General features: G+C 68.5%; 15 protein-coding genes. 8 read left to right on the forward strand and 7 right to left on the reverse strand.

Going from position 1 to position 14,734, the window contains the following annotated elements:
* Positions 1–136 precede the first annotated feature (136 nt).
* The 8 genes from ACAX67_RS15815 (at position 137) to ACAX67_RS15850 (ending at position 8,056) form a co-directional block, all read left to right on the forward strand.
* Positions 137–733: a sigma-70 family RNA polymerase sigma factor gene (locus ACAX67_RS15815; RefSeq protein WP_370704831.1), complete on the forward strand. Its 597-nt coding sequence runs from the start codon at positions 137–139 to the stop codon at positions 731–733.
* Positions 730–1,398, forward strand: coding sequence for a hypothetical protein (locus tag ACAX67_RS15820; RefSeq protein ID WP_370704832.1), 669 nt, complete (start codon positions 730–732; stop codon positions 1,396–1,398). The genes ACAX67_RS15815 and ACAX67_RS15820 overlap by 4 nt, the downstream gene beginning before the upstream one ends.
* Positions 1,399–1,481: 83 nt before the next feature.
* Positions 1,482–2,426: an ImmA/IrrE family metallo-endopeptidase gene (locus ACAX67_RS15825; RefSeq protein ID WP_370704833.1), complete on the forward strand. Its 945-nt coding sequence runs from the start codon at positions 1,482–1,484 to the stop codon at positions 2,424–2,426.
* A gap of 83 nt (positions 2,427–2,509) precedes the next feature.
* Positions 2,510–2,665: a hypothetical protein gene (locus ACAX67_RS15830; protein WP_300955243.1), complete on the forward strand. Its 156-nt coding sequence runs from the start codon at positions 2,510–2,512 to the stop codon at positions 2,663–2,665.
* Positions 2,666–2,754: 89 nt separating this feature from the next.
* The gene (locus ACAX67_RS15835) at positions 2,755–2,994 is read left to right on the forward strand and encodes a hypothetical protein (RefSeq protein WP_300955242.1); all 240 of its coding nucleotides are present in this window, start codon (positions 2,755–2,757) and stop codon (positions 2,992–2,994) included.
* Positions 2,995–3,004: 10 nt separating this feature from the next.
* Positions 3,005–3,355, forward strand: coding sequence for a hypothetical protein (locus ACAX67_RS15840; protein WP_188782358.1), 351 nt, complete (start codon positions 3,005–3,007; stop codon positions 3,353–3,355).
* On the forward strand, positions 3,352–4,833 hold the full coding sequence (locus ACAX67_RS15845; protein WP_370704834.1) for a HesA/MoeB/ThiF family protein: 1,482 nt from the start codon (positions 3,352–3,354) through the stop codon (positions 4,831–4,833). The genes ACAX67_RS15840 and ACAX67_RS15845 overlap by 4 nt, the downstream gene beginning before the upstream one ends.
* A gap of 391 nt (positions 4,834–5,224) precedes the next feature.
* Entirely contained in the window at positions 5,225–8,056 is a 2,832-nt protein-coding gene (locus ACAX67_RS15850; protein WP_370704835.1) for an NACHT domain-containing protein, read from the forward strand.
* Between the two features lie 370 nt (positions 8,057–8,426).
* Here ACAX67_RS15850 and ACAX67_RS15855 read toward each other — a convergent pair whose 3' ends face one another.
* The 7 genes from ACAX67_RS15855 to ACAX67_RS15885 are packed head-to-tail and all read right to left on the reverse strand — an operon-like array spanning position 8,427 to position 14,731.
* Complete coding sequence (locus ACAX67_RS15855) at positions 8,427–9,323, reverse strand: hypothetical protein (RefSeq protein WP_370704836.1); 897 nt, start codon at positions 9,321–9,323, stop codon at positions 8,427–8,429.
* Positions 9,317–9,883, reverse strand: a complete 567-nt coding sequence (locus tag ACAX67_RS15860) for a hypothetical protein (RefSeq protein WP_370704837.1) — start codon at positions 9,881–9,883, stop codon at positions 9,317–9,319. Before ACAX67_RS15860 ends, ACAX67_RS15855 begins: the two co-directional genes overlap by 7 nt.
* Before the next feature lie 35 nt (positions 9,884–9,918).
* Entirely contained in the window at positions 9,919–10,155 is a 237-nt protein-coding gene (locus tag ACAX67_RS15865) for a hypothetical protein (protein ID WP_370704838.1), read from the reverse strand.
* Between the two features lie 22 nt (positions 10,156–10,177).
* Positions 10,178–13,438 (reverse strand): LysM peptidoglycan-binding domain-containing protein, encoded by a 3,261-nt coding sequence (locus tag ACAX67_RS15870; RefSeq protein WP_370704839.1) that lies wholly within the window; start codon positions 13,436–13,438, stop codon positions 10,178–10,180.
* Positions 13,435–13,884 carry a TadE/TadG family type IV pilus assembly protein gene (locus tag ACAX67_RS15875; RefSeq protein ID WP_041547542.1) on the reverse strand — a complete coding sequence of 150 codons (450 nt, stop codon included), beginning with the start codon at positions 13,882–13,884 and terminating at the stop codon, positions 13,435–13,437. Before ACAX67_RS15875 ends, ACAX67_RS15870 begins: the two co-directional genes overlap by 4 nt.
* Positions 13,884–14,339, reverse strand: coding sequence for a TadE/TadG family type IV pilus assembly protein (locus tag ACAX67_RS15880; protein WP_370704840.1), 456 nt, complete (start codon positions 14,337–14,339; stop codon positions 13,884–13,886). Before ACAX67_RS15880 ends, ACAX67_RS15875 begins: the two co-directional genes overlap by 1 nt.
* Positions 14,336–14,731 carry a TadE/TadG family type IV pilus assembly protein gene (locus tag ACAX67_RS15885; protein WP_056680593.1) on the reverse strand — a complete coding sequence of 132 codons (396 nt, stop codon included), beginning with the start codon at positions 14,729–14,731 and terminating at the stop codon, positions 14,336–14,338. Before ACAX67_RS15885 ends, ACAX67_RS15880 begins: the two co-directional genes overlap by 4 nt.
* Positions 14,732–14,734 lie beyond the last annotated feature (3 nt).

Consider the following 14,734-nt stretch of genomic DNA (forward strand, 5'->3'; position numbering starts at 1 on the left):
CCCCGGGTTGCCCAACGCCGCCCAACGCCCGGGGGGGTCACGCGTACGACGTGCCTGGCGTTACCAGGCGAAGTGCCGGCCTCGACTACCTGCCAGAACTAGCATTCGAGATCCGAGGGCCCTCGAGGGGTTGAGAATGGAACCACAACAACAGGCATCAAAGGCCGAGGCGCCCAGTGTCGGCCCGGACCTCGCTGCGGTGTACCTGGAGCACCGCGAAACCATGTACCGCGTCGCCTTCGGCATGCTGCGCACCGATCGGCACAACCGGGCCGAGGACGTGATCGGTGAGGTGATGATGTCGATGGTCAAGAACCCACCACGCCAGGAGGTGCGCAACTGGGAGGCGTTCTTGGTCCGAGCGGTCCAGAACAAGATCCGGGACCTGTGGAAGTCGGCCGCGCACCGTCACGAACAGCTCGTGATCGACGAGGCCACCCCCCTCGAGGACGAGCGGCACGGCGGCGACCAGGTCGAAGACGACCCCGCTTCCGGTGTCGTTGAGCTGATCGGACGTCACCACAGGGTGCAGACCGTGCAGGATGCGCTGGTCGAACTGGAGGCATGGGACCACCAGGCGGCCCACGTTCTGTGGCAGTGCGCGGGGCTGGAGCGGTCCTCCCAGGAGGTCGCCGACGAGCTCGGGGTGTCCAGCTCCCGGGTCAGGCAGATCTCGGCGAAGGCGAGGAAGGAATTGATCAAGATCTTGGGGGCGAAGGAGGTGGACCTATGAACGAAGAGACCGACCGACTGCTGGAGCAACTGCTGGAAGAACCACCTGGCCCGCGGCGCGAGCAGATGCTCATGCGACTCGACGGCGACCAGCGCGAGCAGATCCGGGCGCTGCTCGATGCCGGCGACCTGGTGTGGGAGGCAGCACACACCGCCCCTCCCCTGGAGGAGGATCCCGTCGCCGCGATGCTGGGCGTGGTGCCGGACCCCGGCTTCCAGCTCGACGCCGCCGCTCTCGTGCGCGCCTGCAAGGCAAGCAGCGTCAAGCCCACGGCGTTGGCGGCCCGACTGAGTGCACGCGGGTGGCAGGTGGACACCGCCGACGTGTTCCGGTGGCAAACACGTGCCGCGCCGGACGTTCCCCCGGCGCTGATCAAGGCGATCGCCGAAGAGGTGCGCATCGACCCTGATCGTCTGGTTGCAAAGGCTGAGCCGAAGCCAAACACGCTCCGCGCGGTGGCCGAGGATGTCGCAGCAACACCACGCTTTCGTGACCTCGCCCAGCGGTTCGCGCAGATCCAACGGATGTCCCCAACCATGGCGGTATCGGCCCTGCGGTCACGGATGCTGGCCACGGTTCACCGTGGAGACGAGCCCGACAAGGAGCAGATGCTGGCGTCGGTGGAGGAGCTCGTCCGCGCCCTGGAGGCGAACCAGGGCCAATGAGAACGATCGAGGAGTGCGTCGAGGCCGCCCTCGCGGTTCTCACGCCGCAAGTTCGGGTCGGATTCGCCGCCGACCCGATCACGGTGCTCCGCGACGGACTTGACCTGAAGGTCCAGCAGGCCCCGCACCTCGCGCAGCGACGCGGTGATGGCGGGGCCTGCGACGGCGTCTCCTTCCTCCAGGACCGGGTGATTCTCTTTGCGCCCACTCCCTACAGCCGCCGGGAGAACTTCACCCTGGCCCACGAACTGGGCCACTGGCTGGTGACCCAGACCCCGCCGGTCTACGACTGGCTCTTCGAGCAGCCTGACCCGAACCAGGAGCTCGAGACGGTCTGCGACGGCATCGCCCAACGGCTGCTGTTGACCCAGTCGTCCATCGACCAGGTCGTCCAGGCCGGGCCCGTGCAGGCCCGGCACGTCCTCGACCTCTATGAGCACAGCAACGCCAGCATCCCCGCGTGTGCGATCGCCCTCGCCGCGCGACTGCCAGGGCTCGGCGCCGTGGTGATCGTCGAACACCCCGGCCCCCCGGATCCGGCAGTCGTGGCCTACGCGAGCATCCGCCCAGACCCGGAACGGGGCTGGCCCAAGGTCTACCCGTGGCCCGGACAGGACGTCCCGGCTGGCCACCCGCTCCACCACGTTCGCGCGGGCGGATCCATCCGGAGGCGCAGCTTCTGGGCGATGCCGTGGGGCGAGCGGGCCGACATCTACCTCGACGCCGTCGAGGTCCGCGGACGGTGGATCGCCGTGCTCGCCGACACTGACCTGTGGGGCGCCGAAAGGTTCCACCCCAACATGGCGCGTGAGTTCGATCAGCGGCCAGAACGCGAGATCCACTGCTGCGGGCAGACTCAGAAGGTCCGTGGATACCCGTGCCCGACCTGCGACGAGGCGCACTGCCCGGAGTGTGGAAAGTGTCGCTGCGAGCGCCAGCAGGACGAGCTGATCATGTGTGCTGGCGGCTGTTTCTTGATGTTCCGCCCGAACCTGCTCGTCAACGGCCTGTGCGAGGAGTGCCGCTAACAGGCTTCGCCTCCGCCTCGACTACCTGCTGAGAGGACGCCGGGACCGCCCCGACGGCTCTCGGGCAGGAGACGACACCACAGATGGCGAAGAACACCGGCAAGGGCCACCGCGTCGGCGCGGTCAAGGGACGCAGCGAGTTCAAGGTCAAGGGCACCTGGTTCAAGCGGGACTCGAAGACTGGCCGGATCCTCAACGGCAGCCCGCAGCAGCACAAGGGCGTCCGCAACGAGAAGTAGACCAGCCTCACCCCCGCACCACCGTGCCCTACGACATCACCCATGCGTACGAGCAATCAACCACGAGCAAGTCAGCGAGGAGAACAGTCATGACCAACGACAAGAAGCCGCCCCAAACCATCACCTTCACCGTCGATAACGTCGAGTTCACGGTGAGCGAGAAGCACCAGACCGCCGGCGCCATCCTCACCCTCGCGGGCCTGGACCCGGCGATGTACGACCTGGCCAAGCTGCACGGCGATGGTGAGGCGTTCAAGGACGACCAGCAGGTCATCGTCCAGGACGGCGACGACTTCGTCACGGTGCGCGCCAGCGCCCCGGTGGCCTGAGGAGGCCGGGATGGAGCATGGAATCGACGCCATGGTGAGGTGCCTGGAAGCGCTCGGCGCAGCACCCGTGCTCCGTCACGGTTTACTCACCTACACCCTCACTCCCACCCACGGTGCCCGCGCCGGCCAGCCGGTCGAGAGCGGCGTGGCCGAGTCCGAGGCGCAGCTGTGGCCAGCGACCCCGCCCCACTGGGTGCACCTCCCAGCCGACGTCACCATCCCGGCGTCGAACACCGGGGCCTCGCCTCACCCCGGCTGGGTCGGTCACTCCCGCGACATCAAGGGCTGGGCGCAGGAGATCAACCACGGCATGGCCTGGCTCTCCCACGTGCGCAGCGTGATCGCCGGAGCTACCGCATGACCCCGCGGCGTTTCTCGGTCGCGATGACCAAGGCATTCGACGAGACCCTGACGCGGCACCTGCTCCGCTCCGACGGCGAAGAGGACCTCTGCCTGGCCATGTACGCACCTTCCACGGGTGCCGAGCGCGACACGGCGCTGCTCCGCGACGCGTGCCTTCCCCTCGAGGGAGAGCGGAAGGTCCACGGCAACGCCAGCGTCACCGGCCGGTACGTCCTGCGAGTCGCACGCCAAGCCCGCAACCTCGGTCTGGGCGTGGTGATCCTCCACTCCCACCCAGGCGGCCGCGGTTGGCAGGAGCTCAGCGACCTCGACGCCGACGCCGAGGCGTCCTATGCCCAACTGGTCGAGCAGGTCACCGGCCAGCCGTTGGTCGGAGTAACCCTCGCCGGCAAGGACCACACGTGGTCGGCCCGCCGCTGGAGTGCCGCCGGAAGCGCCGTGGACCACGTCGACGCCGAGAGTGTCCGGGTCCTGGGCGCACGGCTCGAGGTCAGCTGGAACGACCGGTTGGTCCCGGTCCCAGCCCCGATGCCCAGCCAGCTGCGCACCGTCTCGGCATGGGGCGAGCGCCCGCAGGCCGACATGGCGCGTCTGCGTGTCCTGGTGGTCGGTGCCGGCAGCGTGGGTATAGACGTGGCTATCCGGCTGGCCGCGACCGGGATCGAGAAGGTCGCGGTGATGGACTTCGACGTCGTCAAGGAGGTGAACCGCGACCGCCTGGTCGCCGCGACCCGCCGTGACGCCCGGCTCCGGGTCCCCAAGGTCGACGTCGCCGAGCGAGCGTGCCGCAGCGCGGCGACCGCCGCCTCCTTCGAGTTCGGCCGCCACCAGCTCGACGTCACCAGCACCCGGGGCCAGAGCACGGTTCTGGACTACGACGTGATCTTCTCCTGCGTCGACCGGCCATGGCCCAGGGCCGTCCTCAACCAGATCGCGTACACCGACCTGATCCCGGTCATCGACGGCGGGATCGGGATCGACACCTTCGAGACCGGGCAGATGCGTAACGCCACAGTCCGCACCCACATCGTCCGACCCGGCCGTCCCTGCCTGCAGTGCAACGGCCAGCTCGATCCCGCGCAAGTCGCCCGAGACCGACTCGGGTTGTTCGATGACCCGACCTACATCGAGAGGTCCGGCCAGCCCGTGCCCGGGAAGCAGAACGTGGCGATGCTGTCGGCCTCGGTCATGGCCTCGCAGCTGGCACTGTTCGTCTCGCTCGTGGTGGCACCGTCGAAGTTCGGCGAGCCCGGACCGCTCCGCTTCAGCCTGACCACCCACCGACTCGAGCACGTTCAGACCACCACCAGCCCCGCCTGCGTCTACGAGAAGCTCGTGGCCCACGGGGACCAGCGGATCCCCTTGGCGCAGACCGTCGCCGACGCCCCCACCAACGGGTCGATGGCGGTCAGGGCGGTGGTCGGCCTGGTAGCGCGCTACGTCGTCGCGTTGATCAGGTGGACGAGTCGCCGCTAGAGGCCGACGACGGGGACGGCGGGCGCTCCGTGTCCTGCCGCGCTGGGACCTCCTCGACAACCTCCTCGGGGGCCGACGGGACGATCTGTGCGCTGATGCTGATAAGGCCGCAGATCGGCGCACCTACTTTGACGGCCACCCTGGATGGCACTCACTTCATCAACGATCGGACCGGAACGTCGGTCAATCTTCGCTGCATCTCGACACCTGTTTGTCGAGATGCGCCGAACATTTCCAACCGCGACGCACCTACCTCCACAACACCGAACCGGTAGGGATTCGCTCCGCGGCAGCGCCCTGGTGACAGGCGGACGGGTGACCGCGCGGTTCGACCACGCCGTGTCGCTGCGCGTTGCTACCTTGAGCCGTCCGTCGAACAGTGGAGTCGTCCGTGAAGCACCAGCTGCAGTTGTTGAGCCCCGGTGCCTTTCAGTCGATGGCCGCTGCGCTGGCGATCGCCGAGTTCGGCCCAGGTGTCCAGGTCATGGGCGCTGGCAAGGACGGCGGCCGCGATCTGTACTTCGAGGGCAACCTGAAGTTCGCCTCAGCACTCGAGTCCTCAGCAGACACCTTCAGCGGTTACACCGTCTTCCAGGTCAAGCACCACGAAAAGATCTCCGACTCGGAGACCACCAATGCCTCGTGGTTGTGGGGAGAGGTCAAGAAGGAACTCGACGCCTGGGCTGAGTGGGATAAGAAGGACCCGCGCGATCCCCTGCCCGATCAGCTCGTCTTCATCACCAACGTCGCACTCACGCCCGTTCAGAACGCGGGCGGCCACGACGCCATCCGCAAGAACATCAGGGCCTACCGCGACAGGCTCAACGACCCCAGCCGCGACATCGACGATCAGGATGCAATTCTCGATAGGGTCCAGCGGCGCAAGCGGATCGCGCACATCAAGACGATCCGATTCTGGGACGGCAACCAGCTCGATGCTCTGTTGAGCACGCAGGACGGCGTGCGCCGCCGGTTCGACGCCTTCTTGACTGCCAGCGACGTCTTCACCTTCATCTCTGAGCTCACGGGCAACATCGCCGTTAAGGACAGCGAACCGGTTCTGCTCGACCAGGCACGCACCGAACTCCTCTCCGACGGGCTGGTGTACTTCGACGACGCCGGTGACCGCGAAAACCGCGGCATCCCGGTGCACGAGGTCGCCATCGATCTCCCCGTGACCTTCCCGGGCGGAGGCCACAGGAGCACCGTGCTGCGGCATGTCTTCGAGCGGGGAGACAACCTCCTAGCCCGAGACATCACAGCTGTGGACGGGCCGCGCCACATCGTCCTCACCGGCCAGCCGGGCAACGGGAAGACCACGATCTCCAAGCTGATCGTGCAGGCATACCGGGTTGCAGCGCTCAAAGGCTCCACGGCACTAGCGGCCAACCACGACACCGTGATCACCGGGACCGAGGACGTGCTGCGGAGGCTGGGGCACCAACTCCCGCGGCACCGGCGCTGGCCGCTGCGCATCGACCTCGCCGACTACGCGGAGGAACGAGGCCACAAGCTCGACGAATCGCTGATGCGATACGTGGCCGAACACATCAGCAAGAAGTCGAACCATGGCACCGTCACTCCCGCCACGCTGACCTCCTGGCTGCGCGCTTGGCCCTGGCTAGTCGTATTCGATGGCCTGGACGAGGTCACCGAGCCAGAGACGCGGCGCACGGTGATCGAGCGCGTCGTGGAGTTCGTCAACAACGCAGAGGGGGACCGATGCGACCTACTTGCCGTCATCACGACCCGCCCGGTTGGCTACACCGAAAACATCGACCCGACGTCGTTCGAAACCGTCGGACTCGACGACCTGACACCCGCTGAGGCCGTCGCCTTTGGAACTAAGGCCGCCCAAGTACGCCTTAGCGGCGACGAGGAGCGGATCGGCAAGGTCGTCACGGCCCTTCGGAACGCTGCGCAGGATGAGAACCTCGTCAAACTGCTGCGGACGCCGCTGCAGGTCCTCATCCTCTCGATCATCGTCGACGGCGCCGGGACCATCGCACCAGACCGGTATAGCCTGTTCTGGAGCTATTACGACACCGTCGTACGACGAGAGCGCAACAAACCGACGATGGTCCGCACGCTCCTGACCAAGTACGAGCCGTTCATCCACCAGCTTCACGAGCGCGCCGGCTTCGTGCTTCAACAGCGCAGCGAGACGGCCGACCACTCCACGGCCGTCCTAACAGAGCCGGAGCTGCGCGAAATCGTCTGGCACATCCTCAACGACGCCGAGTTCAAGCCCGACGGGCACCACTCCGACGTCCTGGACTCGATCATTAGGTCTGCGACACAGCGACTGGTCCTGATCGCGCCCCGGAACGACGGCTTCGGTTTCGACGTGCGTTCACTCCAAGAACTCATGGCGGCCCGGCGAATCAGCGACGCGCCCCTTGAGACCCTGATCAACCGGCTACGTCTCCTGGCCCCCAGCCCACATTGGCGCAACACCTGGTTGTTCGCGACAGGAAAGATGTTCGCGGAACCTCGCGCCCACGAACACCAGGCCGTGGTCGAGCTCATCGAGACGGTCGACCAGGAAGCTCCCGAACGATTCGGGTCGCATCTACCGATCGGCCCCGAGGTAGCTCTCGACGTCCTCGACGACGGTATGGCGCGCGCATGGCCGAACTGGAGCCGCCGCATCTTGGCTCACGGGCTCCACGTACTGGATGCGCCCTCTGCGTTCAACCTGGACCGGTCGCTACGCATCCTTCTGCGCTACGCCGACAGTGGTGCCGAACAACGAGACGCAGTAGCGCGAATGATGCGTGAGGGCCTCACAGCCACCGCAAACCGTCTGACGGTCGCCAGCGCGGCCGAGATGGTGTCCGCCATCGAGCACGATCTGCAGGTCAACGAGCGCACACTGGGACTCGGCTTGGTCCTGAACCAGCTGGCCAGCACTCCCCACCCCTGTCCGCCGGGCGTGGACTGGACCGCCTTCGACGACGAGCTCGACACCAGCCCCCACCCCGCCGCTCTCGACCCTGTCATCCGTGGCGCTGCCGCCGCGATGAAGGCAATCAAGGACGAGGTCTTCGTCGAGCAGCACGAAGCCGACCTCATCGCCTGCCTGAACATCCCCGAGGCGGCAGCAGTACTGAGCGCAGCTGTCGCTCACGTGCTCCCCGGCGACGTGTCACTGTTCCTCCAACTCAGATCCGTGCTCTCGCAGCGCTTCCGCGCCCCACTCGCCGACTGCATCCTCGCCTGACTCCCTGCCGGACCACGCGGCCGTCAGGCCACGCTGTGTCGAGGGCGAGCTCGCAGATCGGCGGACCCCAGACCGCCAGGAGGGCGGCACCCAGGTCACGTGACGGGCCACCTGGCACCCCGACGGCGAGCGTCTAGGTCCGCGCGATCTTCTATTCATCAGCGCAGGCGAGCCACCCCATGCTCTACTTCTCACGAGCCCCAGGTGACCCGAGACGCCTGGGGCTCTTTCACGTCCAGCAGCGGCAGCACGAGCAGCTCCGCTCGGCGGGCCCGGTGCCTCGGGGCGCGCTCGGGCAGCGAACGACACAGGTCCTCTTGCTGCTGTGAGGACGGGGACCTGTGTCGGTGGTCGGTCGGCTAGTACAGGGTCACTGGGTCAGCACCTGGGCCTCCCCGATGCGGATCGGGAGGGGCTCTGTGGCCAGGTCGAACTCGATGGTTCCGGACTGCCCGCCACCGGTCCACTCGACCACCCAGTGACTGGCCGCGGTGACCTGGTACGCACCCTCGGGCTGGTCGGTCGACATCTTCGCGTAGCGGTGCCCGCAGGTCGGGGAGTCCTGCTTGCCGTAGTGATCGGCGTACGGCGTCCCCTTGCCGGTGCAGGTCACCTTGGTGCCGTCGCCCATGTTCCACACGATGCTGGAGACGCTGGCGGTGGCGCTGACCGAGACCGGCCCTTCGCTGGCGGACGCGGTGATCGGTCCGAACGTGTCATCGGTCGGGCTGTCGACCCACATCCACACCGGCAGACCAACGAGTCCAACCCGGTTGGGGCCAGGCTCGGGAACGATGCCGATCCTGATCGGATCCAGGTCCATCGACGCGATCGCGCGAGTGGCGAGAACCACCGGGTCGATCGTGACCGTGCCGTTCTGGATCCAGACCGGATCCCATGAGGAGCCTGGGGGCGGCCAGTAGCAGATGTGCCACGCACCATCCTCATTGGTCTGTCCAGGGGGCGGCAGTGGGCCCTCCCCACCCGGATCCCAGACGTCGCCGACCCAGCACTGATGGCTGCTGCTCCATACCGACCCGCCGGGGCCAGTGCACGGGATCTCCCTACCGTCCGAGGTCGAGCAAGTCGACGAGCCACCGGTGTCACCGCCGTCACCGCCATCGTTGCCGCCATCCTCGTCGTCACAGACAACTTCGCCGGTCACCGGGTCCGCTGTGCAGTCAGCGCTCGCGGCGGAGGCGGTGACGAACACGATGACGAGCGACCCTGCCAACGCCACCAAGAGGGCAATGAGTCTCCTCAGCATGGCTGGTCCCAAAGCAGGTCCGAGTCGGAGACCTTCCAAGCACCCTTGTCCTTGACGAGCGTGTACTCAACCGGGGCGGGGTTGCGGAGCGGGTCTCCGTTGGGGTCCGTGAAGTCCGGTTGCCGGATCGCCCCGTCGTTCTTCCAGGTGACCTTGGTGCGGTCCTCGCAGTCGATGATCAGAATCGAGGTCCCGCGATTCCGCGGCTCGTCGAGAGTGTGTGCGTACTCCCCGGTCACCGTGACGTTTTCATTCATCATGCTCGCGACGGTGTGCTGCAACTGCAGAAACTCCTCACCGGTCGCGACCGGGTTGAGCGCCTTGAAGTTGATGTCCCGCTTCCGGTAAGCGAGGTCGCGTACCTCGAGGTACATCGCCAGCTGGGCCGCCGCCTTCTCCTCGGGGGTCTGCGGCGTCGGCGCAGTGCTCGTCGGGCTCGAGCTCGGCGTAGCGGTCGGGCTGTCCTCGGCCTCGGGGTCGGTGCCGTCGTCCGAGCAGCCCGTGAGGGTGAGGGCGAGGGCGAGGGCCACTCCCCCGAGTGCGGAGTGGTGCTTCCTCATGCGGTGTCTCCTCCTGTGTTGGGCGGCGCCATGACTTATCGCTGGCTGACGTCGGTGGCGATGTGCTCGAGGTGTTCTTCGGCGGCGTCGACGAGCTCGGCCAGCGAGCCGTTGTCGGCGGGGTCGATGCCGAATCGCTTGTCGGCGTCGTAGAGGGTGCGGACGGTGTCGCGGACGAAGACGGCTCTGGCGACGCGTCGGGCGTCGAGGTCGGGGCGGTCGCCGCCGGCCGCGACGTAGCGGCCGGTGAGCTCCTGGTTGAAGGTGGTCATGTGCTGGTGCTCCCTTCCCGAGTCAGCTCGCGAGCCAGCCGTGGGTACTGATGACGGTCTTCGTGCGCTCCGACAGTTCCATGGGGGCGTCGACGTCGTCGGACCGGTTGCAGATCTCCTCGCGGAGGATCCGGTCGGCCTCGAGCTGGTCGCCCTCGACCTTCATGACGTGGGCCAGGCACAGGCGGGTGCTCTCGCCGTCAGGGTCGGCCCGGTTGGCGACGTAGGCGGCGGAGCGGGCCTTGACCAGATCGCCTGCGGCGAGAGCCTCGGTGACGACGATGAGGGCGACGTCGGCGATCCAGCCTGAAGCCATGAGGTCGACGCGGTCGGGCTCGTTGACGAGCCAAGACCATCCCCCTTCACGCAGCTGGCTGAACGGCTTCGCCTCGCCGACCAGCTCGAGCGCGGTGCAGAGGTCGGCGACGCCTTCCGCGCCGCCCCGGGCCTGCCCGCGCTTGCGCAGTCGGAGGAAGAGGTGAAGGTCGACCAGGAGGCCGTCGTCGACCTGGTAGACGTTGACGCCGCGGAGCTTGGTGGCAGGGGCCTTGTCGGCGTGGGGCAGGTGGGGCTCTCCACTTGTGGGGTTGGTGCCCAGCCATTCGCGGACGGTGTTGGTGTAATCGCGCACCTTGCCGGGGGTGATCCCGAATGCCTCGCCGATCTCCTCGCGGGTGGCTCCGTGCTTGCGGTGCAGGGCCAAGTACGCGAGGAGCTCGGTGAAGTAGGGCTTGCGCTTGGCCAGGGCCTTGCCGTGGGTGCGCGCGGTGACCGGACCGAGCAGGCTGAGCCGTGGACGGTCGCAGTCGGTCGAGAACCAGTCGGCGATGTCCTGGTCGAGAGTGGGGTCGCTCTGCTCGACCTCGGCTCGGACGTGCTCGGGCACCTTCGGCGCCAGCGTCTCGAGGTCCTCCTGCACGATCGCGCTCTGACGGATGTAGTCCTCGTCGTCGCCCTCCAGGAGGGAGGACAGCGGCTCGTCGACGGTGTCCGCGGGGGTGTTGCGCGGCAGGGTGTACTCGCGGCGCAGTGCCCCGGACTGGTCGGTGTAGGCCTCCCAGCCGTCGGTGACGGTCTCGTCGACCGGCACGGGGACGTCCTCGGCGACCTCGCTCTGTGCGTAGACCAGGGCGCAGCCGCGGGCTTCGTCGCTGGTGAGGCCGACGGCGATGAGGTTGAGGCCGGCGTGCTCGAGGACGACGCGGCCGGTGTTCGTCATGTGCAGGACGGCGCCCGGTGTATTGGGGCGTCCGCCGGCGACGACGATGGAGGTGGCGGACTGCCCGACGTGGTTGGTGACCAGCTGCAGCAGCTGCTCAAGGTCCTCGGGGTCTCCGGCCGCCGCGTCGAGCAACAGCATCCGGGCGGGCCAGGTGTCGTCGTCGACGCTGCCGGTGCGCGCCGTGGACGCGTCGGTGTCGTGTCGCTTCGCCCGGTCGACCGTGGTGACGGCGGCCGCGAGGGCTTCCGCGGTCGCGGGTGACCCGGCTGCTCCGGTCGGGTAGTAGCTGATCCGCTCGTCCATGGCGACGGCTTCCTCAGCCACGCCTATGCAGTCGACCTGCACGCGGCGCGACCACGGGTTGACGGCCAGCTGCGCGGCGAGGTGGCGGGCGAAGTCCCGGCCGTAGGTCGGGTCGCCGCTGATGGTGAGGGTGGACAGCTCCTCGCAGTTGAGCAGCCACGTCTCGCCGGTGTCGCTCATGCCGATGGTGGCCAGAAGCGGGTAGGGCGGCTCGACGTTCCCTGTGTCGGGGCCGAGCTCGTCGACGGCGGTGTCCGTGCTGACGTGCCAGTGGGTCTGGTCCGGGCTGCCCACCCAGGGCGCCGGGACGGCGGCCGGCGCGCTCAGGTGCAGGGTCAGCTTGCCGTGCCCGAGCTCCACGGCGGCGAGCGGCGGCATCATGGTGCCCTGCGCGCCGACGGCGGCCGCGAGGCGGCGCAGCGCCTCGTCCGCGAACTCCACGGTCGCCGCGGCCGCGGCACCGGTGGCGTTCAGGGTCATCTCGACCGGCGCGAGCTCCGGAGGCGGCGCGGCGATCGCGCGGCCGGGCGTCCGGTTCCGGTAGCCGGCGCGGCGGCGGGACCGCAGGGCCATGAGCAGCGCCCCGGACAGCAGGACGCCCCCGCCGGTCAGACCGGCGAGGACCCACGGCGCGTCGAGGATCGAGTCGTCAGCGTCGTCGACCTGGTCGACGTCGGCGGCCGGCGCCGCCGGCTCCTCGGCTTGGGGCGGCGCGTCGGGCACGGCCGTCTCGGGTACCTCGGGCACCTCAGGCTCGTGGGCGACCGGCGGCTCCTCCTCGGCCGGCGGGTCGACGGGCCGCTGGTCCTCGGGGCTGGCGGGCGTCTCGGGCTCGACGTCGCGCGGCTGCTGGTGCCGGGTGTCGTCGTGACTGCCCCCCTGCTCGGCGCCGGGGATGTTGAGCTTCCAGCCGACGTCGATGACGTCGGGGTCGGTCAGCTGGGCCCCGCCGGGCTGGGTGATGCCGGTGGAGGCCTGGTAGATCTCGGGCCAGCGGTCGGCGTCGCCGAGCTGCTCTTGGGCGATCTCGCTGAGGGTGTCAGTGGCGTGCACCGTGTAGTCGTGCGCCGGTGCCCCGCCGTTGACCGCGGGCAGTTTGAGTACCCAACCGGGCTCGAGGAAGCTCGGCTGCGCGCCGAGGAGGTCGCGGTTGAGTTCGACGAGCTCCTTGTAGCGGGCACCGTCGCCGAAGTGGTCCTCGGCGATCGACCACAGGCTCTCCCCCGGCTTCACAGCGTGGTCGACGGTCTTGCGCTGGCGCTCCTGCTTCGTCTCGACCTTGACGTCCTGCTGGGCGGGTGCCTGGTCGGCGGCACCGGTGTTGACATGTCCCACCGTCACCGGCGCCGCGGCGGCCGTGGTGATCGTGGCTGTCTGGGCGGCGATGGGCGCGGCGATGAACAGCAGAGCGGCGAGGCCGATGAGGCCGCGTGCTGCAGCCTGCGGCCGGCCCAGGCCCGGCAGCCGGGGCGCCTGGACCTTGCGGAGCCGTGCGATGGCCTCCACGACCAGGCTCAGCGCCATGAAGGCCCACGCGACCCAGCCGATCACCTTGAACAGGCCGAGGACGAGGGTGCCGTCGTCGGGCGCCATGAGCGCATTCTTGATGCCGTCCAGGGTTGGGACGTGGCCCGGGATTGGGCTGGCACTGATCGCGAGGAATAGTGCGGGCAGCCCGAGGACGATGCCGAGTACGGCGACCAAGGCTGCGAGGCCGGTGAGCCGCTGGCCCAGGGTGGGATGGGTGGGCGTGGTCATCTCTCGATGCCTCCTTCGGCGCGGATGAGCCGCGCGGACGCCTCCCCGGTGACCTGCATCGTGTCCAGGCCGATGATCCCGAGGAACTTGCTGGTGTATGTGTCGGTGGTGGTGACGATCAGGGTGTCGCCGTCGACGACACGGACGGTTCCCTCCACGCCGGCGGCGCGGAGATAGTCCATGGCGGCCGTCTTGGCGGCGGTGAGGTCGACGCGGAGGTCCTCGCCGCGGACTGCGGTCGAGCCCTGAACCTCCTGGGCGCCGGTGCGGGCGGCCTGGGCGGCAGCGCTGCGGGCTTGCTGCTGGGTGTGGACCTTGCCGCCGAGGTCGACGGCCATCCCGACGAGGATGATCATCGCCAGTGCTGCGGTGGCGAACCAGACGCTGATGGAGCCGCGCTCATCACGCGAGCGCCGCGTCGTGAGACTGCGGATGCGGGCGGTCATCATCGGCGCTCCCGGTAGGCGTCGACGGGGCTGCTGGCGGTGGCGGTGATCGTCCGGGTGCCGGGCAGGCCGGGGATGCTCAGGTCCGCCACGTCGACCTTGCAGGTCACGGTGGCGGTGACCTGGGCGGTGGTTCCCAGCGGGGCGTTGAAGGCCGCAGCGTTGATCGTGATGTTGGTGGTCGTGCACTGCAGGCCCTGGTCGTGCAGGCTGCTGGTGGCCGCGGACTTGCCGGAGGTGATGGCCTCGCTCTGGGTCCGCTCGATGGAGGCCGCTCGTGCCGCCTCGTAGGCGGCTGCGTCCACGGACTGCTTGGCGATCTCCACGCGGCCGCCGAGGATGATCATCGCCACGAACAGGCCGAAGGCCGGGACGCCGATCGCGGCCTCGATGGCCACCGACCCGCGCTCGTCCCGGCGCCGGCGGCGTGCGCTGGTCCGCCTCTGCCTGGTCATTCGGTGAGCCTCTCGACCGGGACGCTGGCGCTCTGGGTGACGGTCACGTGCCAGCCGGGGATGACGCTCATGGACTTGCCCGTGACGGTGATCGTGGCGGTGGTCGTGGTCCGTGATCCGGAGACGCTGGTGGAGGTCATCACGTCGGAGCCTCCGGCGTCGTGGAGGAACGTGTTCGCCGTGGCAACACCGGCGTCGCGGGTGCCGGTCTCGCTGCCTGCCTCACGGGCGCCCTCCTGCGCGGCCGCGAGCGCTACCTGCTTCGCGTGGTAGTAAAGGGCGCCTTGGAGGCCGAGGAACATCAGCAGGAACAGCGCGGGCATCAGGAAGACCATCTGGATGGTCACCGACCCGCGCTCGTCCCGGCTGCGGCGGTGGAGGCTGGCGAACATGGC

Source organism: Nocardioides candidus (assembly GCF_041321175.1).
In the GTDB taxonomy this organism is placed as follows: Bacteria; Actinomycetota; Actinomycetes; order Propionibacteriales; family Nocardioidaceae; genus Nocardioides.